This window comes from Clostridium subterminale (assembly GCF_039521425.1).
In the GTDB taxonomy this organism is placed as follows: domain Bacteria; phylum Bacillota; class Clostridia; order Clostridiales; family Clostridiaceae; genus Clostridium_J; species Clostridium_J subterminale.
On sequence record NZ_BAAACI010000008.1, the window covers coordinates 64,984 to 88,967 of the forward strand.

Genomic DNA, 23,984 nt, shown 5'->3' on the forward strand with positions numbered 1-23,984 from the left:
TTTATATATGAAATTTCTATATAGTATTACTTTGAAAAGTCTATATTATAAACTAATGAAATACATTTCCGCCAAGTCTCCAAAGGCTGATACCATAGCCTTTTTCCTTTATAACTTGCATCCAAGAGTTTAGTGCGTTTTTATCTGCATACCACACCTCATGTTCAATCCCATCCTCATCAGTGTAGTTGAACACTATGCATTGGCTTTTATTGTCTCTTTCCTCTTTTGCTTTATATTCTTTTACTAAATCTTTAGCTTCCATTTCAGATAAGGAAGTTACCTTTCCATCTGAAGCCCAATTAAATCCACCTGTAGCAATGGCAAAATTTTTACTTCCTGGTACTCTTTCCATCTTATCCATTAATTCTTTTATGAACTGAGGATTAGCTTTTTCTCCCGGTTCACTAAATCCTCCATGAAGGTTGTAACACATCATAACATAGGTAGGCCCCTCTATAAACTCTAGATTATCAAATGGTACATTAGGCTCCAATATAACTCTTAATTTTAGCCTACTCCCATCACATTCATTATATAGATATTTAATAAACAATAGGTAATTATTCCATAATTCCATATCATCCTTAATTTGTTCATAGTCTATTTCTATTCCATTAAAACCATATTTGGATGCCAAATTTATAATATCCTTAACATGTTTACTTCTTAAAGTAGAATCTGTGAGCAATGATTTTAAAAGTTCCTTATCCTTTAGTGATGAAGTTCCATTGCTATTTATTTTATCATTAACAATAGTAAGGTATTTAGTATAATCCTCATCCTTTGTTCTATTATAGTAATCTACTAATTGCTGCGGCATTATCAGTTCATTGTTAGAATCAAAATAAGCTGCAAAGTAGGAAACTTCCTTTAACTGCTTATCTAAAAACTTAACCTCTCCCTGAACATCTAAATCCCAATAAGTAGCCCATGCTGATAAGTTATCTATATTCTCATCAAATATCTTTTTATCCTCAATTACAACTGTTTCTCTATCATCTTCCTCATTGCTATTTCCCAAGGAATTTTTTTCTTTTGAACATCCATATAGAAACATACTTATTATTAAAGTCAAAGTAATAATAATCCAAGTATTCTTTGCTCTTTTATTCATTTGACACCTCTATAATCTATAAATATTTAATAAACCAGTCTATAATATTTTCAGTAAAATTTCTAAGTGAATAAATTATACTATCAATACCCTTTAGTGAACTATCATACAATTCATTATCATTAACATCAGTTATCCTAAATTTTTTAAATACACCATCATATACATCATCTGCAATATTCCTTTGGCTATAACCATATTCTCCCCATGCAGACTCTAAATAAACACTTCCTTGGTTCTCATTAGTTACAACTAAATCTTTAACCACATTAATACCATCAATGTCTAAACTAATTTTATCATTAACTAATGTTATATCAATCTTTTTGCTTCCTTCATCCCTTATATCAAATTTTTCTTCTTTATTTTCACTTAAGTCTAGTGAGAATATGATATTAGAACTACCTTTTGAATTTTCGATAATACTTATTACATTATTCATAATCCGAACGCATATGCTATCACTTTGGTCTTCATTAGAGCGTAAATAAATACCTTGAGAACCTATGATATTTCCATTTAATATTGTTGATATTTTAATATCCTTATAATTATCACTATTTAACAGTTCAAGGGTACCCTTACCTTCTGATAAAGATGTTAATATAATAGTATCATCCTTAAATTCAGCTTTTCCTGATACCTCTTTAAATTTACTTGCTTTTTCTTCATCTCCAACTACAAATTCAATGTCTTGCTTCGTATCATCCAAAATTCTCATTAACAAATGATTAGTTGACCAATAGGACTGTGGTTGAATTCTAGTTAAGTCATAGATTGAATTATCTTTTGAATTTAGCGAGTAACCTTCTCTATTAAAATTCATATTAAATAACTCTTTAATCCATTTTTCATTTATTTCGCTAACCTTATCATTAGTACCAAATTGACCTGTATTAGAATGCATTAAAGCATATAATTTAGGTACCTGCCTAAGTTCTTCAGTATACACTTTAGATAAAGCCTCATAGTCACCATCTATACGTTGTTTCATTTCTTCATAGGACTCTACCGGAATATTATACTCATCTCTAATATAATCCATTAAATAATGATTATAATCTCTCTGGATATTTGAAGCTGATTCTGCAAACTCAACTGAATTTAAATTACCTAAGTAATTTGAATCTTTATCAAATACATTTATGTATTCAAGCCTATATCCATTTGTGCCCAATTCCCAGTAAGAGCTCTCTACTAACTCTAATAAATCCTTAGAACTTAAAAATTTTGAGTCTTCCTTTGCAAACTTATCCGCATATGTTAGCATGGTTGCCTTTAAATTATATTCTTCTATAATTTTCTGAGAAAATATTGCCGTATCTCTTCTTCCATCTTCAAATAGCAAAAATAAAGATTTAGGTGGTAATGCCTTACCTTTTAAATAATAATCCATTACATCCTTTTGCGTAATTGTTACATATCCGTTATCTTTTAATGCTTTAAGATGTTCATCCAATCTTTTAGTACTTATTAAGGTATCACTTCCTGTACGATCCACACCAAAATATGATACTGTAGTGAACCCGCTATCTTGATTATTACTTAGCTTAGATGAATTGTAAGGCTCATATACAGAGAATGAAAATAAAGCTTTTATAATAGCTATTAACAATATAATTAAAATAATTCCTTGTAATATACCTCTTGCTATCTTAATCCTATCTTTCTTTTTAGGAGAAAAAGTATTACTTTTCACTATTTTTCCCTCCTCTTTTCTTAAGCTTACTGGAAGTAGCTCTCTGCTCCCTCTTCTTTTGAGCTTTTATATCGCTAGGAGTCATTCGCGTACCCCATGTAGATTTCCAAAAGGTTACCCATGCAATAGGCATCTGCCACAATAATACTGCCTCATAATAAATGCAAAATACCATACCAAAAACCCATGTTGTACTTTTTCTAAGAAACATTTGAGCAAAACTCATCATTAAAGCCATCATCAATATTCCTACTAAGAAGGTTGTTGGAAATATTTTATGGATAATGGGAACATAAATTAAGTTATATGTAACAACTATTGGAGCTACAATAGGAACTACTACCCCCATATAAAAGAAAACCGCCATAAAGGGCTCTTTTTTCCACATAAATTTACCTGCAATTATTGATTCTCTTAGCCATGAACGTTTCCACCTCATTTGTTGCTTAAGAAATACTTTATACTTATTAGGTACAATAGTAGAACAAATTGCAGCATCTTGATAACTTGTTCGATGACCTTTTAACACAAAATTAGTCATAGCACGGTCATCTCCAAAAGTTGCCTTCTGTCCTAAGAATCTTTGATTTAACCATGCATCCATATTGTCTAGAATTATTTGTTTTTTATAACAAGCTAATGGTCCTGATAAACAGGTGACAGCATCAAAATATGATTCTGCTGCCTTCATAATTCTAAAGGCTATGTAATAACGCACTGATTGCATCTTTGTTAATACATTAGTGTATGTATTTGCCACATCAGTTCTTCCTGATACTCCTCCCATTTTAGGATCTTTAAAGGGCTGAACTAAATTTCTTATAGCAAAGGGATCTAAAAAGCTATCTGAATCAACAAATACAACTAATTCATGTTTAGCTTCTTTAACTCCTCTGCTAAGAGCATCCCTTTTACCTAGATTTTCCTCCTGCACAAAATATTTCAATCTATATTTTGTATCAAATCTCTCTGCCTCATTACTTAATTTATCAATGGTTTCTTTAATTTTTTCTACAGACCTATCATTAGAACAATCATCTACCACTATAACTTCTAATTTATCAATGGGATAATCTTGATTAATGCAGCTTAAAATTGTTCTTTCAATCCATTCCTCTTCATTAAAGCATGGAATAATAATGGTTACACCTGGTGTATAATCAACATCTATGGGCATAGGCTTATATAACATTCCAAATAAATATCTACTAAGCAAAAATACTGCTGCAATTATACTATACAGATATATCCATTTATTAAATCTGAAATATATAATACTCTCCGCACGCATTAATATAATAAATAATGTAATAAATAACAAAAGGAAACTAGAAGTAACAAGTACATATCTGTCTTTTTTTCTACTAGAATACTCTGATAAGGTCTCTGCAAATTCTATTCCACAAATAATTTTTCCTTCTGATGTTATAGAATCCCTAACCTTTTCACCTTTAATTTTAACCTTCATTTCATAACCCTCAGGCATAGATCCAGGTAATATTTTAAATTTTAACTTTATTTCCTTAGCATTACTTATTGTATTTAATTGTACTTCATCTTTTAATTCTAATAAAAGCCCTGTAGTAGAAATATCTAAAGATTTTACTATAAACTTATTATTCCCCTTACTACTTCTACAGGTGACTTCCACATCCGTTTTCATAACATATCTTATTCCAGCATTCCTACTCATTATAAAGGCACTAGGATCTTCTTTATGTTCATCTAATACCTGATATCCTCTACGATCAATATTGTTTCTGATTTCTTCTTTATCAGGAACATTTGACAATAGTCGTCTATCTTTACGGGGATTTAAAAGGACATCGTAGGTTTCATCTTTTTTTATTTTTTTCATATAATCTCTAACCTCATTTGTAAAACTCCTCATAATGTTATAAAAATTATTTTTCTAAATAATCGCTTAGCTTTGCAATTTTATACTTTGTTCCATACACTCCATTCTCATTATTAGTTAAGAAAATATCTAAAGCTTCTGCCGTATAATAACTTTGATTATTCATGTGCATTACTATAATATTTCCTCTACCTTTAATTAAATTTTCTTCTAGTGAATCAACAATTTCTTGTGAAGAACTACTTTCATAATCATGAGTTGAAATATTTCCATTAATAGAATATTTAAATCCACTTTCAAATACCTGTGCTAGTCCTTCCTTTTTTACAAGTAAAGTTGGTGGTCTAAAATATGGTCTTAATGAATTTAAATCGCCTATAACATTAGCCATAACATCATATGATTTAACTAGAGAAATATCCAACTCATTCTTGTTTGCATCTAAAGTTTCATGATTATAATTATGACTTCCAATATCATGACCATTAAATGCAATGGTTCTAAGTAAATTAGGATTAGCATTAGATACATCACTATTAGTATCAATATACTTTGATATTACAAAAAAGCTTCCCTTTACTTCATGTTTATTGAGTACATCTAATATCTCATTAACAATAGGATCTCCTCCCCAATCATCAAATGTAAAGAAAATCACATCTTCACCATTGGTATCAATAGTTCCTGTTTTATCCATCAACATCTGTTCTTCTTCACTTAAATCACTTAAATCTACATATTTATTTCCAATATAATTAGTTTTCATTATAGATAAGGCATCTTCATAAGCTCTTCTCATTAATGAGTTAGTATTATCCCTCTGCATCCTATATCTCCCTAATTGGGAAACTGACTCCATAGTATTTTGTAATTCACTTAAAGTCACAACAGAATAATTCAAGGGCTTTTCAACTAAATTATAGGATTGTGTTGCTTTATTATATTTATTAGCATGTCCATTTTTTACATAATTTTCGGTAATTAATTCAATAATATTTGCTACAGTAGTACTCTCTTCGAATAAATTTGAATCTAGTCTAAAATAAACAATCTCACCTTTTCTTAATGACATATAGGTATTTACATTAAGGTAATCCCTTACAATTTCTTCAGCATTCATGTTTTTGTATTTATGATTAATAGGAGATTTAGAATAAGTAAATAATTCATAACCCTTAATATCATCAATTTTATTAATAACAGATAAAGCTTCTTGAACCTCAGCATCTACGTAGCCATATCCAGGCATATATGCTTTTGTGTCTACACCTATCTTCCTTAATAATTTATCTACTTCATATATTTCTTTACAAATTTCTTCTGTAGATTTGTCTAATAAACTTGAACTAGTAGTTATTCCTCCATTGCCAATTTCATGGCCTTTCTTTAATATGGTAGCAATTCTCTCTGGGTATTTTTCTATTTCATCCTTAGTAACAAAGAAAGTTCCTTTAGCATTTATTTTATCTAAAGATGTTAAAACTGAATTTAATACAGCTTCATCACTTAATCCTCTAAAGGTATAAGATAAAGCTTTATTAGTAGTATAAAACTCTGAAATATTAGGAGCAAGACTACCATTGTTTTTTTCTATTAACTCCTTAAAATTTACTAAATCTAAAGGATTCTTTTCTTCACTATTTCCTTGTGAACTATTATTTTCTTCTTTATAACTTTCATCTATATAAAGCTCATCTTTATTTGATATATTTTCAGGTGATGAAGTTTCACTATTACTTTTCATACCTACTAAGTCATTCACTTGTACAACTGACATTTCCTGCTCATCTATGGCCTTCAATAACCATTCTACAATTTTAACAACAGTTATTTCTTCTTTTTCATCCATAGTAGATTCATCTATACCTGCCTCTTTATCTATAGCTGGCTTTTCATCTTCTTTTTCTGTTTCATATTCAAAATCATCAAGAACACCATTAAGTTTAATAGAAATAATTGTACCATTATCTAATTTATTTACATAATTCTGAACCTGTCCATAATCCTTAAAACTTTGATAGCTAATATAATGATCACTATGAACTACATACTTATTACCGGAAGCATAGGCTGCAGATAGCACTTCATCAGTATATGTAGTAGACTTACATTTTAATAAAATTGGCTTTTCATTAGTTATAGTTTCTAACACCTTATTAGCACGGCAAAAATCAGTGATTAATTCTTTCTGCGATAGCCTTTCCATATGCTTAGTATCTGAAAGAGTTTCACTTCCTATTTCATGACCAGCTTTTTTAATATTTTTTACTGTGGTAGGGTCTTCTCCTGCTTTAACACCGGGTATAAAAAAATTTGCCTTTATATCATACTCATTCAATAGCTCTACTATTTTCCCCATAGTAGTAGCATCACTCATCCCCTCAAAGGATAAAGCTACTATATTAGATGAAGTTTTTGCATTTGTTATAATCTCAGCTTTTTTACTACTACTAAATAAATTTAATGCATTCTTTATTTCTTCTGATGCATCATACTTATTTTTCTCATTTATAATCATATCTTCAGTACCATTATTCTTTATGCAACTCTTATATGTAAAGACAGCTAACCCTATAGTAATGGCTATAACTATTGTGATACTAATCCACTTTTTCTTCATATTTTCTCTTCTCCATTTATTTAAGACTTTATTAATATTTTAACTTTAAGAATAACTCATTTCAATAAACAATAATTATCGATTATTGAAATGATATACAATTATACCACAATATTTTATTTAAAATCAATATATTATAATTCATAATATAAACTAAAAACTGTTGAATATCACATTGATTATTCAACAGTTTTCTTTAAGTTATTCAATTATTTATATATATAATTGAGTATTGATATATCATTATTTAACATTTTCTAAAAACTTAGATTCATTAGCAAGCATAAAAATCTTAATTACTATCCAAGCACATAACATACTTACTTGTATAATTCATATTCTAATATAATAGTAAACCTTGAGAAATATATAAGTGGTAGACCTTTAACTTAAAAAGTCTACCACTGTTTTATTTTAGTATGTCAATTGTATTTGCACTAGCAGCCTTATTGGCAGGAATTATACTAGATACTATACCTATAAATATAGAAATTCCTATAGCTACAGATGCAGTAAATAGACTTGGTATTATTGCCATATGCATAAAATAAGATATAATGTTAGCAATTATTATACCTAGTACATATCCTATTATTCCACCAGTGACAGTAATAACAACTCCTTCTACTAAAAACTCTCTCTTTATATCTTTTCTTCTGGCTCCTATTGATCTCTTGATTCCAATTTCTAAAGTTCTCTCAGAAACAGAAGTATAAACCATGTTCATAACTCCTATTCCCGCAATAAATAATGATATTCCTGCAACTCCAGCAATAAATAAGGTTAATGTATTTAATACTGAACCCATCATTTTTATTATTCCGCTAGTATCCATAACACTATATTTACCTTCAGACTTTTTAGAACCTACATCATTAAGAGTATTTTCTATCTTCTTAGTAGCGTCCTTTACATCTGCTCCATTACCTAATGCTATACTTAACCCTTGAATTACATCACTAGGCGGAAAAAACTTATTATAAGTATTTTCAGGAATTTGAATATCTGGTGAAAAGCTAAAGCTAAATTCCTCTTCTTCATCAGATTCTATAATACCTACAATTTCAAAGTTAATACCCTTTAATGTTGCAATGCCTCCAATTAAATCTTCCTTTTTGTCAAACTTATCTTTAAGTACACTTTCTTTTACTACCATAGTTCTTGTAGAATTTTCATTATCCTTCTCACTTAAATTTCTGCCTATTATTTTAGGAGAATCAGTCTTTTCTACCTTCGAAGCCATACCTTTAATTGTAGCTCCCCTCACCTGTAAATCTACATATTCACCCTGCTCATTGCTTGAATATATATATTCTACAGATTCAACTCCTTGTAGTACCTCTACTGATTTTTTATCATTATTATTAAAACCACTACTCGCCATATTAGCATGCTCCATATCTGATGGCATAAACGCTGCATTTAATATAACTTTTCCTTCATTCTCACCGGTGAAATCTTTTATAGTTTTATTTTTATATCCCTCTCCTAGCGCAACTATAGTAATAACTGCTGCTATTCCTATTATTATACCTACCATTGTTAAAAAAGATCTTTTTCTATTTCTCATAAGATTTCTTAAAGCAGAAAAAATTAGAACACTAAGTTTCATCTAAAATTCTCCTTCCTTAAGCTCACCATCGAAGATAGACATTACTCGATTAGCTTGTCTTGCTACATTAATATCATGGGTAATTAAAATTATAGTAATGCCTTCATTATTAAGCTCCTTAAACATCCCCATTATTTCTTTAGATGTATGACTATCTAACGCTCCTGTAGGCTCATCTGCAATTATTATATCTGGATTATTTATTAATGCTCTAGCAATAGATACCCTTTGTTGCTGTCCTCCTGATAATTCAGTAGGATACTTATTAATCTTACTCTCAAGATTAACTTTTTTTAACAGTTCTACAACTCGTTTCTTTGTTTCCTTAACTCTATGACCCCTATAAAGCATTGGTATCTCAATATTCTCTTTTATAGAAAGTCTTTTTATAAGATTAAAATCTTGAAATACAAATCCTATCTTTTCATTTCTAAATTTACTTAGAGCATCATCTGAAAAAGAACTTATTTCCTTATCTAAAAATGTATAGCTTCCAGCAAATTTTTTATCTAATAAACCTAATATTTTCATAAGAGTTGATTTACCTGAACCTGATGGTCCCATTATTGCTAAGAACTCACCCTTATCTATTTTTAAATTAACATTTTTTAATGCCTGAAGAGTCTCATCTCCAGTAACATAAAACTTATTTATGTCTTTTAATTCAATCATAGTTACTTACTCCCTTCTAATACCTCAGAAGGATTTTTAATCAACCTATCTCCTACTCCTATAGCTCCATCTAATAAATAATAAGTATCATCTTCAAAAATCGTATTTATCTCTATATCTTCATAGGAATCTGCCTTTTCCTTAAGTACATGTATCTTTGAGTCTTCTTCATACACATAATCTTTAGGTATTTCTATTCCTTTATAATTACACCTAACCTCTAGACTAAACCCTATTCTAATATCCTTCTCTGGTTTTATGTAAAAGTTATACCCTGTTGTGGTTCTTTCAGGCCCTTCTATAGGTAGCTCATCGATTTCAGTTATAGTACCTTTCACATATTCTCCACTACTAATAACCTTTAACATTACACTATCATCTACTTTTATATTTTTTACGTCAAATTCAGAAACTTCTGCTTTAACTAAAGGCTCCTTAGATATTATCCTCATATACACTTTAGTAGGATCATCTATACCTTTATTATCTATTTTTACTACTCCATCTATTTCTGCAACTATATCCTTTTCCATTTTTTTCTTCAAAATATCTCTTTCAGTTACTGCTGACTTATTACTTTCCTCATAAGTAGTTATTTCAGTATCTAATCCACTAGATTGACCTTTTAATGCCTCTATTTGTTGAGATATCCCTATCTGTTTACTTTCAAGCCCATCTTTCATTTTCATTAATTCATTATATTTCTCTTGATTAGCTTTTTCCTCTGATGTACTAAGCTTAGATATATCACTCTGAATTTTATTTAACTCACCATTGGTAGTATTTAAATCTGCTTGTAGCTGACTAATACTTGTACTAATTTTATTCTTATCTTTATTGACCCTAGAAGTTTTATCACTATTAGCAGTTATTTGTCTATCATATTGCGCTATTTGATCTTCAACTGCAGTGTTATGATAAGAAAATAGTACATCTCCTACTTTTACCTCTTGTCCATCTTCAACTTTAATATCTTTTAATTCGCCTTGTGACTTATCAACTAGAATTTTTTGTTCATTACTTATAGCACTAACACCATTAAATTTTAGTGTCTCCTGACCTTGAATCTCATAGCTTTCTTCTCTAGTAATTACAGATTCTTCTTTAGGCACTCTAAGTTTTATAATAATAATTACTGCTACCAGTATTATAAATAACGATATTCCCGCAGCAATAAGGATACCCTTTTTCTTTTTAGAAAGATTTAAGTTCGTCTTCAAATTCTTCACTCCTTGTCCTATTTTAAAATAAATGGGGCTTTCGCAAAATACATTACTAATCTTATATAAAATATTGAAGATGCACTTTAATATTATTGTTAGCAAATGCCATTTAGATAAGTAAGAATCTAAATCTTGGATTTAGTTATTCGAACTTAGTTCTTCTAATTTATTAGAAGAACCTCCATGAATATTTTATTACTTAGTATTTATGAATGGTAAAATCGTAAGCAACACAACTTATTTGGATATATACGAGTTGTTGTGTTGTAGATTTTACTTGAATAAATGCTTTAGTAAATCAATATTCAGAAACAGCTGAGCGTTAATAATATAAGTGCTTATTCAATATTTATTTAGATTATCTTATTTTGCGACGCCCCGTTTATCATACATTGATTTTATACATTCATTGAATTTTCTACTTCTTCGTTATATTTTATTTTTTTTAGTAAACTAAATACTATTAAATATGCTATTACAATACCTATTATTCCACCAATTATTGAACCAATTACTACTGGTACCCCCATACTATAATCCATCATAATTAAACTTATTAAAAAGTTAACAGGATAGTAAACTGCTAAGGCATATATAGCAATCTTTTTCCACATGAAAATTCCTATAGTTATAATAATTATTATTATTGCAGATATAATTGAATATACTATCATACCACTGCTAAGCGCAACCTCCGGAACTATTTGAGCCATTGACTTATTGGTGAATGCAGTTATTATTGAACTCACTCCTCCAATAATGTAAATAACTAATACTAATGTGGTCCAAAATCCTCTTGTCTTTTTTTCCATTTTATTATTCCCCCTTATATAATTTATAATAATTACTAATACAATTTTACCATAAATTTAAATTATTTTATATATATTGCTTAAAATTACTTTTTTAAAACCTAAAAATATATTGATCATTATTATATTACTAATTTATATATAATCTCTAAAATAACTATCCCTTTAATAGCTAAATCAACCCTAAATATACTCCATCCCTTCTTTGGCAAATATATAGTAGTATTTCATTATGTCTTCTTTAGGAACATTCCCTTTTATATATTTTGGTATTGTCTTCACGTTTAAATGATTTTGAATTTGGTCATAATAAAATTGAGCAATTACATAATTTTTGATTATTTCATCAGAACCGTCTGTTGAATAGTCATCCATAAGTAAAATTTCTATATTGGGATAATTTTGATTTATAAAAGAATCTACACATTTTGATAAGTATTGCCTACCATTATAATTTGTTATCCTATAGTGATTAATGGTTGCTCAATTCTTGCTTTTTTTTATTTCATATAGACCTATAAATAATGACTTTAGTTTTTCTATTTGATCCTGAAATTCAAAACCACTCTTAATAAAATAACTATATTCTTGTGAATTATATTTACTATCAGTTATCATCTCAACTGCATCATTTATTGTATTCCAAACTAAATACTGAGGATATATTTCTTTTGCACCGACAAAATTATGGATTATGGGTTTTATTCCTTTTACCATAGCTTGCATAATACTGATGTTTTGCGATTCCAAAATACTTGTACATAATATATAATTTTTATCTTCTAGCCACTTATCTAGGTTGTCCTGCCACCCCTCATAAACTACATTATCTTCTAATCGAAATTCTTTTATCATTTGATTAAAATACAAAATATCTCTAGCATCTTGAAATTTACCAGCAATAAATAATTTATATTGGTTATTTTTATCATATATAGCTTTAAAAGTATGAAACAATAGCATAGGTCCTTTCTTATAGTTTATATACCCTACATACGCAATATTAAATCCAGGTTTTCTATCTTGAAAAGTCCATTTAGAAATATCTATACCATTAGGAATTACTATTGTCTTTTCTTTATCTATATTAAAATTATTAATAGTAAAATTCCTTATATGTTCTGCTACAAATATGATTTTATTAACATTTTCCCAGTAAACATTACATGGATAATCTGTAAATGATTCATAACTGTGTATTCTACATATAATTTTCTTTTCATTAGCAATGATAAGTTTACTTCCATAAGATATTAATTCATCACACCACTCAAACCAGCATATATCAGCCCATTTCATCTCTTCATCAATTTGTTTTAAATTTGTTACAACTATTTTTCTAGTTGTATATTCGTGCGCTAATCCATCAATAATATCTTCTAAAAAATTATCTAGCCCCGGCTTTACAAAAAAGACTATATTTTTTTTATTACTTTCCTTAGAATTAACTGTTATACTACTAACATTTTCAACCATATTACTTCTCCTTCACTATTTACATTCAGTAGTTTAAAGATAGCTCCTTATTCTATTGGTAACCTATCCAATAAAACCTCTTATACACTTTACCATTGCTTATGTTAATTAGTAATCATCACGTTTTATATTACTATACCAACAAAAGATTACTAACTATAGTAGAAAACAATAATCTACTCCTTATAAGAACCATAAAAATTTATAGTCTCTACATCTTCTGGATTTTCCTTTGGTACTATTGCGATATTATAGGTTTTATCTACATAAAGAGGGCTACTTCCTGATAAATTGTTATACTCATCAGCAACATAATAATTATCTGTATGCCCAGTGCCCTTTCTTGTCACTCCAATATTTACTATAGCTGCATATTTTGAATTCTCCGCAACAGTTCCTATAACATTCACCTGTCTTAAAGTACCTTCGCCTTGATTACAACAATTGCATCCCTTATAACAATCACATTTTTTACAATTGTTACACTCATCTCCAATGACCACTTTTAAAAATGGAACAAGATATGTGTCCTTACATATTGAAGAACCAAATTGTGTAAGAATACTATTACTTTTATCAAATAGTGCTATACCTGTATTACTTAATTTGTTCTGTAACCATAATACAACAAAATCGGTTAAATCCACTGTTATAGCCACATCTGAAGTTATTGGATGAAAATTTTTTTTAATATTGATATTTACTTCTGGTCGATTATTGAAAGTTGTATAAGTGCTGAAATAATCAAATAGTGGGTATATTGAAAATATTTTCCTACAATCATCATAAAAATTATTTGTCTTAAATAATACAAGTTCTGCATTTAAAATCAATGCATTACTTGGTATGTCAGAAATATCAAAAAACAAATAACTAATATATTTATATATCCCGTCATTGCCTACAGTTATAGTCGGTTTATTTATATTTCCATTAGGAATTTTACTCGTTACCGTAAGACTTTTAGTAGCATAAATTATTATATTGGACAAATCTACCACCTCTTTTCTAATACCTCAATTTAAAGCATGGAGCAATTTATTGCTCCATGCCATTTTAAAATAGTTAGTATAAACACTAGATAGTGTATGACCAAGCTGTTATTACACCAGTAGATTCGTCAACAGTATCTCCGGCTATAAACTTTGGTACAATTGACAAAGTATAAGAAGCATTAACAGCTAGTGATGTTCCACTTGCTGTATTATCATAAGTGATTACTCTATAAAATGATCTATTTCTACCTGCTGAAATGGCATTAGTAACATTAAGTCTAATTGTCAAATAAGCTAGACTATTTCTAGCAACAGTGCCTGTAACTCCAACAGAACGAGGTGTACCAGTTTTTGGAGTATCAAAATCGATTGTTAAAGCCATAAAAATTCATCCCCCAAATTTATTTTCAGGATTTTTATTCCTAATATACTATATGAGCTTGTACATAAGATGTTACTTTTCTTCTTATATTTACAATCTTATTTTTCTAAAGGTAGATGCTATTAATATAGTTATCAATCTTAAATACACATTAGTAGTATAGTAACTATTGGATTAATAGTAAATCAGTCTAAGAACAGTTTATTAAATTACACATATTATATATGGAAGTAAAATTAATATAGTATTTTATTGATTTACTCAAATAATGAATCTATTTTATTATGAAATCTTACGAACTAGGTAGAAGTTTATAGTTAAGTAACTTATTTATTTCAAAGAGGAGAAAATATATTATGAAAAATGAAGTAAGTTTATGTATGATTGTAAAAAATGAAGAAACCTACTTGCCAAACTGTCTTCGTAGTATTAGTGATATTGTTGATGAAATTATTATTGTTGATACAGGATCTACTGATAAAACTGTAGATATAGCTAAAGGCTTTGGGGCTAAGGTTTACTATTTTCCTTGGAACAATAACTTTAGTGAAGCTAGAAATGAATCATTAAAATATGCTACCAAAGATTGGATACTCATATTAGATGCAGATGATGAATTATTCCCTAAGAATCAAGAAAACTTGAAAGATTTATTAAATAGACAGTTAGATGAAAATGCGATTTATTACTTTGAAACATTAAATTATTATGGAAATATTGTTGATGATAATTCAATAACTATAAATTTAAATCCTAGACTATTTAAAAATAACCATGGAACTCACTATGAGGGAGAAATTCATAATCAATTAGTATACTCAGAAAACAAATATAAAGCAATTTATAAATTAATACAAATTAATCATTATGGATATATGACTAAGTCTATAGAGTCTAAGAATAAAAGAAATAGAAATATACCTATTTTAAATGAGCAAATAAAAAAAGATCCAAATGATTACTTTGCTCACTTTAACCTAGGTACCGAATATGCAGCATTAAATGATAATGAAACTGCACTAGAACATTACTATAAATCCTATGAGAAATTTGACCCTTATAACGGATACAGTTATTTACTAATATTTAGGATAGTTTTCTTAAATTATAAAATAAAAGATTATGATACAGCTTTTAAGTTCATAGACATTGGTATTGAGCACTACCCTAAATTCACTGACTTATATTTTTTAAAATCTCTTATTTTCAAAGATATGAATATGCCTATACCTCAGATAAAAGCTCTAGAAAAATGTATCGAATTAGGAGAATCACCATCTGAATTAAAGTGCTTATATGGAATAGGAAGTTTCAAAGCATACTATGAGTTAGGTAATGCTTACTTCACTCTAAAAGATTATGATTCTTCATACAATTATTATATTGAAACACTTAAATCAAAGCCCGATTTTCTTAATCCATTATACCTTATTGGAGATATATTAAAAATTAAAAATACTCCAATGGATAACTTTAAAAAGATTATAGAAGATCTTATTTCTAATTATCCAAAATCTAATCATATTATTGCAGATTTATTTTATAATGAAGGATTCTATAAAATAGCATTGGAGTACGTAGAAAAATGTGAACTATCTGGAACTATTACTGAAGAGTTGGTATTAATTAAAGCTAAATGTCTTGTTATGTCCGGTTCCTTTACTGAGTGCATTAACATGAACAATACAGTTGATGATAATTCTTCTAATTTGCATTTTTCAATGTACAAAGTTATAAGTAGCGTATTAATTAATAATTATAATGAGGCTTTGTCTTTATTGAACAAATTTAAAGAAGATATCTTATCAGGTTACAATAAAAAACTATTGGAAGTATATTTACAGTTTCTAAAATTATTTACCAAAGAATCCACCACTCTTTTATCCGAAGAAGAAAATGAAAGGGAATATCTTGATATCATTCTAGAAATATGTGAAATATTGCTTATAAATGATAAATATGATGAACTTAAAATAGCTGTAAACTTACTAAATTTAATAAATAATAAATTTGTGCTTCTTAATCTAGGAAAACTATATTATAAATATGGATATATTGAGCTTGCAAAAAAAGAAATCATTAGGTCAATAAAAGAATTTGAAGTTTATGATGTTGAGGGTTTACAGATATTAATGTAGCAGTTTAATTTTCCAAACAATTCATGTTCTCAATAAAGTAAATTTCATAATAAAAACTCCTAAATTAATTTCAATTAATTTAGGAGTTTTTATTAATTTGCTGTGTCTACTATGAAATAGACTTTAAAGCCTTTTCTAAATCATTAATTATATCCTCAACATTTTCAAGACCAACAGCTATTCTTATTAATCCATCACTAATACCAGCCACTTCTCTTTCTTCTTTAGTGTATGGTGAATGTGTCATTGATGCTGGATGTTGAATTAAAGTTTCAGCATCCCCAAGACTTACCGCTATTGTACAAAGCTCTGTACTATTTATAACTTTCTTACCTTCTTCAATTCCACCTTTTACCTCAAAAGCAATCACAGCTCCTGGTAAAGACATTTGTTTTTTAGCTAATTCATACTGTGGAAAACTTTCTAAACCTGGATAATATACTTTTTCTACTGCACTATGTTCTTCTAAAAACTTTGCAACTTTCATGGCATTATCACAATGTTTTTCCATTCTTATTTCTAAAGTTTTCATACCTCTAATAATTAAAAATGCATCGAAAGGACTTAAACTAGCACCTGTCATGTCCTTTACACCAAACAATCTCACATTCTTTATAAATTCAGCACTTCCAACTACAAAACCAGAAATTACATCTCCATGGCCGTTTAAAAACTTTGTTCCAGAATGAATTACTACATCAGCTCCAAATTCTAATGGTCTTTGAATATAAGGAGTACAGAAAGTATTATCAACCATCACTATACAATCATTATTCTGATGAGCTATCTTACTTATAGCTTCTATATCTACAACTTCAAGATTTGGATTTGCTGGTGTTTCCAAATAAACTACTTTAGTATTTTCTCTCATTGCTTGACTTACTTCTTCAAGATTTGTTGCATCCACAAAGGTTACCTCAACACCATATCTACTTATTCCATGGTTTAGATAAGCATAGGTACATCCATAAAGAGTTTTTGCTGCTACAACATGATCACCTGCTTTTAAAGCTGTCCAAAATGCTGATGCAACAGCTCCAATTCCTGATGCAGTAGAAATTGCTGCCTCTGCACCTTCTAGCATTGCTAATTTCTCTTCCAATTGAGTATTAGTTGGATTACCAAGTCTTGAGTAAATATATCCTCCCTCTTCAAGGGCAAATCTTCTACCGCCTTGCTCAGCGGAATCGAAAACAAAAGTTGCTGTTTGATGAATAGGAGTAGCCAAAGAACCAAATTGATCCTTTACATGTCCACCATGAATTGCTCTAGTTGCAAACCCCATTGATTTTAAATTATTCCCCATTAATTTATTCCTCCCAATATATAGTTTTATTACAATTAATATATAGCAATTTCAGTGCCAAATTTTAAAAAAACTAAATAATACCTAAATCTATGTTAATATAATTTTAAGTAGGGCTTTAACAACAAGGCAAAGAAAAATTTTTTATTTTCACATATCCCACTACTTAATATTTATACTAAAGCAGTGTAAACATTTCTTTACTTATTAAGTTTTTTTGTAAAATTATTTTTACACTCGTAAAGTTTTTTTTACATATGTGAATACGAAAGAGTACTCTAAATTTTTATATTATATTTATTAATTTTATTCATTATAGTGGTATGAGATACATTGAGTACACTTGCAGCTTTTCTATAACTTTTATATTTCACTATGACTTTTTCAATAATTTCTTTTTCACACTTCTCCATTATATCCTTCAATGGTAACTGTAAATATTCATTTGATTTTTTTTCTATGATATCTTTAGTCTCAAAGTTATAAACATCGCTTCTAAAATTGATAAAAAGGTCCTCTGCAGTTAATATCTCACTCTTACATAAATTCATTGCTCTTTCTATAACGTTTTGTAATTCTCTAACATTTCCAGGCCAATGATACTTCATTAGTTCACTAATAAATTCAATATCAGCCCCCTTTATGTTTTTATTTAATTTGTAATTTAATTTATCTATGAAAAACTGCACAAAAAGTGGAATATCCTCTAATCGTTCCTTCAATGCTGGAATATACATAGGAACTACATTTAATCTATAATACAAATCTTCTCTAAAGGTTTTATCTTTAATCATATCCTCAAGATTTTTATTCGTTGCAGCTATTATTCTTACATCTATGGCTTCTTCTTTATTACTACCAATCTTTCTAATCTTTCCTTCTTGTATCACCCTTAATAACTTTGCTTGGATAAGCATAGGCATTTCTCCTATTTCATCTAAAAATAAAGTGCCCCCCTTAGCTTCTTTAATGATTCCATCTTTTCCACCTATCATTGCACCTGTAAAGCTTCCTGGCTCATATCCAAATAATTCACTCTCTAATAATGTTTCTGGTAATGCTGCACAGTTAATAGCAATAAAATTCTTATTGCTTCTAGGACTTATATCATGAATTGCCTTTGCAAAGACCTCCTTACCTGTACCACTTTCACCTCTTAAAAGCACTGTTGAGTTACTCTTTGCAATAGTCAGAGTCATATTTTTTACCCGTTCTATAGCCTTACTTGTACCAATTATATTTTTGAATTCCCTACACTCTATTGAATCTATTATATCCTTTAGCTTTTTTTCTTTCTGCTCATAATATAATAGCTCCATCTCCTTAATGGAAATTATATCTTTAATATTGCAAATCTCTTTCATCAACCCTTTTTTTTCCTCTTTTCCCATATCCTCAACCTTTACACATACCTTTTGAAAAAACACTTCCATGGAAATTAAATTGATTTTCCTATTATAAATTTTCTCTAATATCTCTACAGTAATCCCCAATCTATCTCTTGTAATTATCTCAAATCTAATCATACAAATACCCCTTTTGTAAAAATATACTATGTTTAAAAGTGGCGTTACAAGACTTCTATTGTAACGCCACTTTTAGCTATACCTTAAACTTATAAACCTTTATTTTATAAGGAAATCATATCTAAGGCAATGTGATATATGTGTAATTTTTCTCTAAATCCAGTCTGCAATTTTTTAAACTCTATTAATCTTTCAATACTAATATCTCACGATATTAGATTAACTCTAAATTATTAATATCTAATTTATATATTACATCTTTTCGTTCCACTATAACATTGATTTTTTTCTTTACTTCTTCATCTTCTATTATCTTTGAAATTAGTTCTTTAGTCGGATTTATAGCATAAGGATTTCCTACAGATTTAAACATAGTTAAATCTCCAGAAGTATCTCCATACGCATAACTTTCACTTAAATCTATATCATATTTCTCTTTTAACTCCATTAAAGCATTTTCTTTACTAATAGAATCCCACATTGGAATAATTTCACCAGTATATTTTCCATGGTCATCAGCTTTATAAATGGTACCTCTAAAATCGTCCATTTCATACTTATCTGCCATCTCTCTTACAAGCTCCATAGGAGATCCTGAAATAGCAATTACAACATGTCCTTGTTCCTTATGCCATTTAATTTTATCCCTTGAAAAGGTATATACTCTATCACCTTTTTGATTAATCACATTCCTAGCTATGTGTTCTATATGTTCTTTACTCAAACCCTTAGTAGCTTCAATATAAACATCAATCATTTTAAGTAAATAGGTATCATAATCACCTTGTCTTATATCCCATTTGGAAAAAGCTGGTCTAACTTCATTATACCATTTATCTTCTTCAACTAATTCATATTTTATTATTTTTTTAAAAACTTCTGTTATTAATCCTTCTCTATAGATAGTACCATCTATATCAAAAAATGCTGCAACCCTTCCCATAAAAAGCCCTCCTTAAATGACATTTCAAATCTACTCTTTGGTTAATAAATTTACTTCTTCAAATAAATATAAGAAGAAGTTTCCATTATAATATTTTATCTACAATACCATATTTATGATTTAAAGTCTAGTATTCATAATAAGGTTTACTAATTTAGACCTTACTAATCCATGAAATAAATCCTTTATTTTCTATTATTATAATCTTTAAATATTTCATACAAGATCTCTATAATAAAAATATGAAAGCTACGGAGATTTTTTATATGTTACTTTATGTATATGAATATTTTATCAATTTTAATTAATTCAATTGTATGAAATACATAAAAATAGAAATGCATAAAATCCTATATTTTCATATTATAAACACTATACATTTCTATTATATAATTTATATGGAAATTTTATTTATTAAAAATCTGTGCTATTTTACATAATAAAATGCACTCTTTTGTCAAGGACATTTTATTATAAATTTATTAGGAATACTTTTAAATTTCATCATCTAGTAACCATTTAATCAAAGAAAATCTCACATGTTTTGATATTTTATTTTCATTTCTTGTTTTAACTTCTTCTGTGTCAGATAAATCCTCAGCACTCTTAATACTAATTTGTTGTTTTAAATTTTCACTTTCTTTCTCTTTTTCATCTAATTTCTTTTCCATTAATATTTTTTCTTTATCCTTTTGTAATAGCATCTGCTCTAAACAACTATTTTTCTTTTTTAATACATCATTATCATACATATATATTTTAATTTTCTCTTTTTCATTATAAAACTTATATTTCAAATTTGATATTTGATTTTTTTCATGCTGCATACCCTCTTTCAATGTTCTTAGTTCTTCATAAGCCTCTTTAAGTTTTAATTCTAATTCTTCTTTTTCTCTTCTAAGTATTTTAACTTTTGAGAAATAACTTTTTAACTCTTCCTTTTTAAATGTAGAATTTTCAACCTTATGCTCTAAGTTTTTATTATTCTCTACTTCAGTATCTATTGAAGCTTCTAAAAGTTCCGGCAAAAACAATTGTTCCTGTCCATTAACATTCACTACATATATCTCATTAATAAAATAATTGTTTTGTTTATCTTCTATATTTTCTTGATAGAATACTTTCACAGGTAATATCTTATCAAAGTGCCTGTACACTTGAGGATTGCTAAAATTTTGTCCATAGTCTTCAGAAAAACATCCATAAAGCTTGTTATCACAAATCCACAAAGCCCATAACACCCTATTATATAATATTAATGTGCAAGAGTTAATCTTTTCATATTGAAACAGTATAGTGTTTTTTTGTAACCCCACTTCTTTATACTGGTAAATCACTCTATTAACATGATCATCTTGAGTAATAAACAGGTAATGCTTTCTATTTTCTTCTACACAAAAAGTAAAATCTATGTATGGTAAGAGAGACATGTGTATAACTTCTTCCTTTCCCCATCTCCCTTCTACAATGTGGAAACTTCTAGAAATTAATTGATATACTCCAGATATCATGGTGTTTAATAGGATTATATTAGATTCACATGCTTGGTAAGTACCATAAGGAAACTTAGAGTAAGATTCTAAGTTAGCAATTATTTGCGGTTGAGTCCATAATGTTCCATTTTCAGCAACTTGATGAACTAATATTTCTGAATAAGTATGTTTATCTACTACGTTATATAGTAAATGAATATCCTTGGAGCAAAAAAAAGCTCTAATGCGTATAGGTGTAATTACATCACACTTCATATGGAGGAGAGTTTTATGCGTCCATTCTTTTCCTTCCAATGTTGATAAAATAAGATCACCACAAATATCCTGACAGAAAACATGAATCTTCCCATTCCCCTCCTCCAAAACATAAAAATATTCAAAACTATCTTTATAAATGCCCATCTTCTCTGACCACTCATGATTCATAAATATTTGATAATATATGCCTTGCTTACTATCATAACAAAACTTTAGTAATCTTCCATCTTTCTGCTTAACCAAAAAACAATCATATTTTTCGTTAGTCATTTTTCCCCTCTCCTCTACAACCTTCACAGTCTCTACAAAATGGAATAAATACTATTTCTTCTACAATTACCTTTGTTGAAATCAAAACACTAACATCAAACTTCAAACTGTTGTTTATGATTACTGGAGTACTTGTTAATTTAGCAAAAGAATTGACTATAAATTCTACTCCCTCTTGTTCTGCATATTCGGGTATATATAATGTCGCTTTTTGTGTTCCCTTAAGTTTTCCTTCAATTATATATTTTTGTTCCCGTTCATCTTTGCATTCTATGTAGTATGGAATATAAAAGTCATACTGTAGTATTGAATATTTTTTTCGACTATCTATAATTTCTCTATTCTTTGTTTCTTTTATGATTTCACACTTTTGGAATACAATTTCTTCTACATTTATAATCTTTTCATCCTTTGAAGATACTTCATTTGAAATCTGAGAAAATATTATTTTTTCTTGATAAGTAGATAGAACTTTTTTTGCCAATATAGTGGTTTCATTTTCTTGTTTCCATTTATCTTCTGAATCCGTGAAAATAAAAGATTCTTTCTCTATTTGAAATTTACTCTGAGTGACCACCCCAATATCGTATGGAATACTATTATTTTGTTCAAAAGTAAAAGTATCTAAAATAACATTTTTAGAAGTATCAATCCTATCAAGTACACCCTTTCCATCAGTACTTCTGCTAGTTGCAAGTAGTGTTCCTTTATCAGGAGATAATCTAAGTTTTTGCAATTTGGGTAGGGTAGTTTTTATTGTTGCTATACGTTCTCTTTTTAATATGTCTATAACTTCAATTCTATGCAACCCACTATTTGCTACATATAAAAGAATCCCGGCCTGATCTAAGGATGTAATATCAGACCCTTTTGGGAAATCTATATATGAAATATCTCCATTTTCAAGATTCAATATAGAGACATTGCCCATATAATTTCCTTTATTAATTCCTTTGTTACATATATAAATATATTTTTCATCTTCTGCAATAAGAATACAGCTAGGCGCAGTCCCAACATCTTTGTATACTTTTATTAATCTGAAATCTGATGTATCATAAACATTTATTTCATTCTGAAAAATGTCCAGTACAAATAATCTTTTCTTATCTTTGTCAAGTTGTAAACTATCTGCAGCCATAAACCCTTTTATGCAAGCAAGCTTTTCACCAGTTCTTAGATTATAAATGCATACTTCCTCAGTATCACAGACATAGATTTTCTGAGCTATGGAATCTACTTTTATATTACCATTATTAGTAATATTCCATGTTCTATTTGAATCATATAAATCCTCAATAAGTGTAACTTTACTATTTCTATCACTAGCTATATACACATTGCTTCTTTCATCAACAATAACATTTAGAGGCCTTGGCCCAACTTCAATCTCTTTTATAATACTATAACTATCCCCATCAATTATAGATACCTTTCCTGTTCCTAAATGTGATATATAATAGATGACTTTCTCTCTTTTATTAAACATAGACTCGCCTTCACTCCCTCCTTTACTAATAAATCATATTGTGTCACTAGTAAATCTTTATCTCCGTATTCCAGGTCTATTATAATATTCAATTT

At 28.5% G+C, this 23,984-nt stretch carries 18 protein-coding genes; 1 reads left to right on the plus strand and 17 read right to left on the minus strand.

Going from position 1 to position 23,984, the window contains the following annotated elements; translation table 11 throughout:
• Positions 1 to 52 precede the first annotated feature (52 nt).
• The 12 genes from ABDZ93_RS16845 to ABDZ93_RS16900 form a co-directional block, all read right to left on the minus strand.
• Entirely contained in the window at positions 53 to 1,117 is a 1,065-nt protein-coding gene (locus ABDZ93_RS16845; RefSeq protein ID WP_343827667.1) for a glycosyl hydrolase family 18 protein, read from the minus strand.
• Between the two features lie 16 nt (positions 1,118 to 1,133).
• Positions 1,134 to 2,816: a polysaccharide deacetylase family protein gene (locus ABDZ93_RS16850; RefSeq protein WP_343827668.1), complete on the minus strand. Its 1,683-nt coding sequence runs from the start codon at positions 2,814 to 2,816 to the stop codon at positions 1,134 to 1,136.
• The gene (locus ABDZ93_RS16855) at positions 2,806 to 4,674 is read right to left on the minus strand and encodes a glycosyltransferase family 2 protein (RefSeq protein ID WP_343827669.1); all 1,869 of its coding nucleotides are present in this window, start codon (positions 4,672 to 4,674) and stop codon (positions 2,806 to 2,808) included. The genes ABDZ93_RS16850 and ABDZ93_RS16855 overlap by 11 nt, the downstream gene beginning before the upstream one ends.
• A gap of 46 nt (positions 4,675 to 4,720) precedes the next feature.
• Positions 4,721 to 7,294 (minus strand): polysaccharide deacetylase family protein, encoded by a 2,574-nt coding sequence (locus ABDZ93_RS16860; RefSeq protein ID WP_343827670.1) that lies wholly within the window; start codon positions 7,292 to 7,294, stop codon positions 4,721 to 4,723.
• A gap of 409 nt (positions 7,295 to 7,703) precedes the next feature.
• Positions 7,704 to 8,906 carry an ABC transporter permease gene (locus ABDZ93_RS16865; protein ID WP_343827671.1) on the minus strand — a complete coding sequence of 401 codons (1,203 nt, stop codon included), beginning with the start codon at positions 8,904 to 8,906 and terminating at the stop codon, positions 7,704 to 7,706.
• Positions 8,907 to 9,578 carry an ABC transporter ATP-binding protein gene (locus ABDZ93_RS16870; protein ID WP_343827672.1) on the minus strand — a complete coding sequence of 224 codons (672 nt, stop codon included), beginning with the start codon at positions 9,576 to 9,578 and terminating at the stop codon, positions 8,907 to 8,909.
• A gap of 2 nt (positions 9,579 to 9,580) precedes the next feature.
• Positions 9,581 to 10,798, minus strand: a complete 1,218-nt coding sequence (locus ABDZ93_RS16875; RefSeq protein WP_343827673.1) for an HlyD family secretion protein — start codon at positions 10,796 to 10,798, stop codon at positions 9,581 to 9,583.
• A 401-nt stretch (positions 10,799 to 11,199) separates the two neighbouring features.
• Positions 11,200 to 11,613 (minus strand): hypothetical protein, encoded by a 414-nt coding sequence (locus tag ABDZ93_RS16880; protein ID WP_343827674.1) that lies wholly within the window; start codon positions 11,611 to 11,613, stop codon positions 11,200 to 11,202.
• A 183-nt stretch (positions 11,614 to 11,796) separates the two neighbouring features.
• The gene (locus ABDZ93_RS16885) at positions 11,797 to 12,090 is read right to left on the minus strand and encodes a glycosyltransferase family A protein (protein WP_343827902.1); all 294 of its coding nucleotides are present in this window, start codon (positions 12,088 to 12,090) and stop codon (positions 11,797 to 11,799) included.
• A 6-nt stretch (positions 12,091 to 12,096) separates the two neighbouring features.
• Positions 12,097 to 13,089, minus strand: coding sequence for a glycosyltransferase (locus ABDZ93_RS16890; protein ID WP_343827675.1), 993 nt, complete (start codon positions 13,087 to 13,089; stop codon positions 12,097 to 12,099).
• A 176-nt stretch (positions 13,090 to 13,265) separates the two neighbouring features.
• The gene (locus ABDZ93_RS16895) at positions 13,266 to 14,081 is read right to left on the minus strand and encodes a DNRLRE domain-containing protein (protein WP_343827676.1); all 816 of its coding nucleotides are present in this window, start codon (positions 14,079 to 14,081) and stop codon (positions 13,266 to 13,268) included.
• An 85-nt stretch (positions 14,082 to 14,166) separates the two neighbouring features.
• Complete coding sequence (locus ABDZ93_RS16900) at positions 14,167 to 14,466, minus strand: hypothetical protein (protein WP_343827677.1); 300 nt, start codon at positions 14,464 to 14,466, stop codon at positions 14,167 to 14,169.
• A gap of 356 nt (positions 14,467 to 14,822) precedes the next feature.
• Between ABDZ93_RS16900 and ABDZ93_RS16905 the strand changes: the two genes are divergently transcribed.
• Positions 14,823 to 16,604: a tetratricopeptide repeat-containing glycosyltransferase family 2 protein gene (locus ABDZ93_RS16905; protein WP_343827678.1), complete on the plus strand. Its 1,782-nt coding sequence runs from the start codon at positions 14,823 to 14,825 to the stop codon at positions 16,602 to 16,604.
• 109 nt (positions 16,605 to 16,713) lie between these two features.
• Here the strand turns inward: ABDZ93_RS16905 and megL are convergent, their stop codons facing one another.
• From megL to ABDZ93_RS16930, 5 genes are all read right to left on the minus strand, one after another.
• Complete coding sequence (megL, locus tag ABDZ93_RS16910) at positions 16,714 to 17,910, minus strand: methionine gamma-lyase (RefSeq protein ID WP_343827679.1); 1,197 nt, start codon at positions 17,908 to 17,910, stop codon at positions 16,714 to 16,716.
• A 278-nt stretch (positions 17,911 to 18,188) separates the two neighbouring features.
• The gene (locus ABDZ93_RS16915; protein WP_343827680.1) at positions 18,189 to 19,436 is read right to left on the minus strand and encodes a sigma 54-interacting transcriptional regulator; all 1,248 of its coding nucleotides are present in this window, start codon (positions 19,434 to 19,436) and stop codon (positions 18,189 to 18,191) included.
• 214 nt (positions 19,437 to 19,650) lie between these two features.
• Positions 19,651 to 20,379, minus strand: a complete 729-nt coding sequence (locus tag ABDZ93_RS16920) for an HAD-IB family hydrolase (protein WP_343827681.1) — start codon at positions 20,377 to 20,379, stop codon at positions 19,651 to 19,653.
• 494 nt (positions 20,380 to 20,873) lie between these two features.
• Positions 20,874 to 22,400, minus strand: a complete 1,527-nt coding sequence (locus ABDZ93_RS16925) for a hypothetical protein (RefSeq protein ID WP_343827682.1) — start codon at positions 22,398 to 22,400, stop codon at positions 20,874 to 20,876.
• Complete coding sequence (locus ABDZ93_RS16930) at positions 22,393 to 23,889, minus strand: YncE family protein (RefSeq protein ID WP_343827683.1); 1,497 nt, start codon at positions 23,887 to 23,889, stop codon at positions 22,393 to 22,395. Before ABDZ93_RS16930 ends, ABDZ93_RS16925 begins: the two co-directional genes overlap by 8 nt.
• Positions 23,890 to 23,984 lie beyond the last annotated feature (95 nt).

Coding starts and splice junctions, on each gene's coding strand:
- ABDZ93_RS16900 (WP_343827677.1), bottom strand. CDS start 14,466: ATGGCTTTAACAATCGATTTTGATACTCCAAAAACTGGTACACCTCGT.
- ABDZ93_RS16915 (WP_343827680.1), bottom strand. CDS start 19,436: ATGATTAGATTTGAGATAATTACAAGAGATAGATTGGGGATTACTGTA.
- ABDZ93_RS16905 (WP_343827678.1), top strand. CDS start 14,823: ATGAAAAATGAAGTAAGTTTATGTATGATTGTAAAAAATGAAGAAACC.
- ABDZ93_RS16855 (WP_343827669.1), bottom strand. CDS start 4,674: ATGAAAAAAATAAAAAAAGATGAAACCTACGATGTCCTTTTAAATCCC.
- ABDZ93_RS16920 (WP_343827681.1), bottom strand. CDS start 20,379: ATGGGAAGGGTTGCAGCATTTTTTGATATAGATGGTACTATCTATAGA.
- ABDZ93_RS16930 (WP_343827683.1), bottom strand. CDS start 23,889: ATGTTTAATAAAAGAGAGAAAGTCATCTATTATATATCACATTTAGGA.
- ABDZ93_RS16870 (WP_343827672.1), bottom strand. CDS start 9,578: ATGATTGAATTAAAAGACATAAATAAGTTTTATGTTACTGGAGATGAG.
- ABDZ93_RS16860 (WP_343827670.1), bottom strand. CDS start 7,294: ATGAAGAAAAAGTGGATTAGTATCACAATAGTTATAGCCATTACTATA.
- ABDZ93_RS16880 (WP_343827674.1), bottom strand. CDS start 11,613: ATGGAAAAAAAGACAAGAGGATTTTGGACCACATTAGTATTAGTTATT.
- megL (WP_343827679.1), bottom strand. CDS start 17,910: ATGGGGAATAATTTAAAATCAATGGGGTTTGCAACTAGAGCAATTCAT.
- ABDZ93_RS16890 (WP_343827675.1), bottom strand. CDS start 13,089: ATGGTTGAAAATGTTAGTAGTATAACAGTTAATTCTAAGGAAAGTAAT.
- ABDZ93_RS16925 (WP_343827682.1), bottom strand. CDS start 22,400: ATGACTAACGAAAAATATGATTGTTTTTTGGTTAAGCAGAAAGATGGA.
- ABDZ93_RS16865 (WP_343827671.1), bottom strand. CDS start 8,906: ATGAAACTTAGTGTTCTAATTTTTTCTGCTTTAAGAAATCTTATGAGA.
- ABDZ93_RS16845 (WP_343827667.1), bottom strand. CDS start 1,117: ATGAATAAAAGAGCAAAGAATACTTGGATTATTATTACTTTGACTTTA.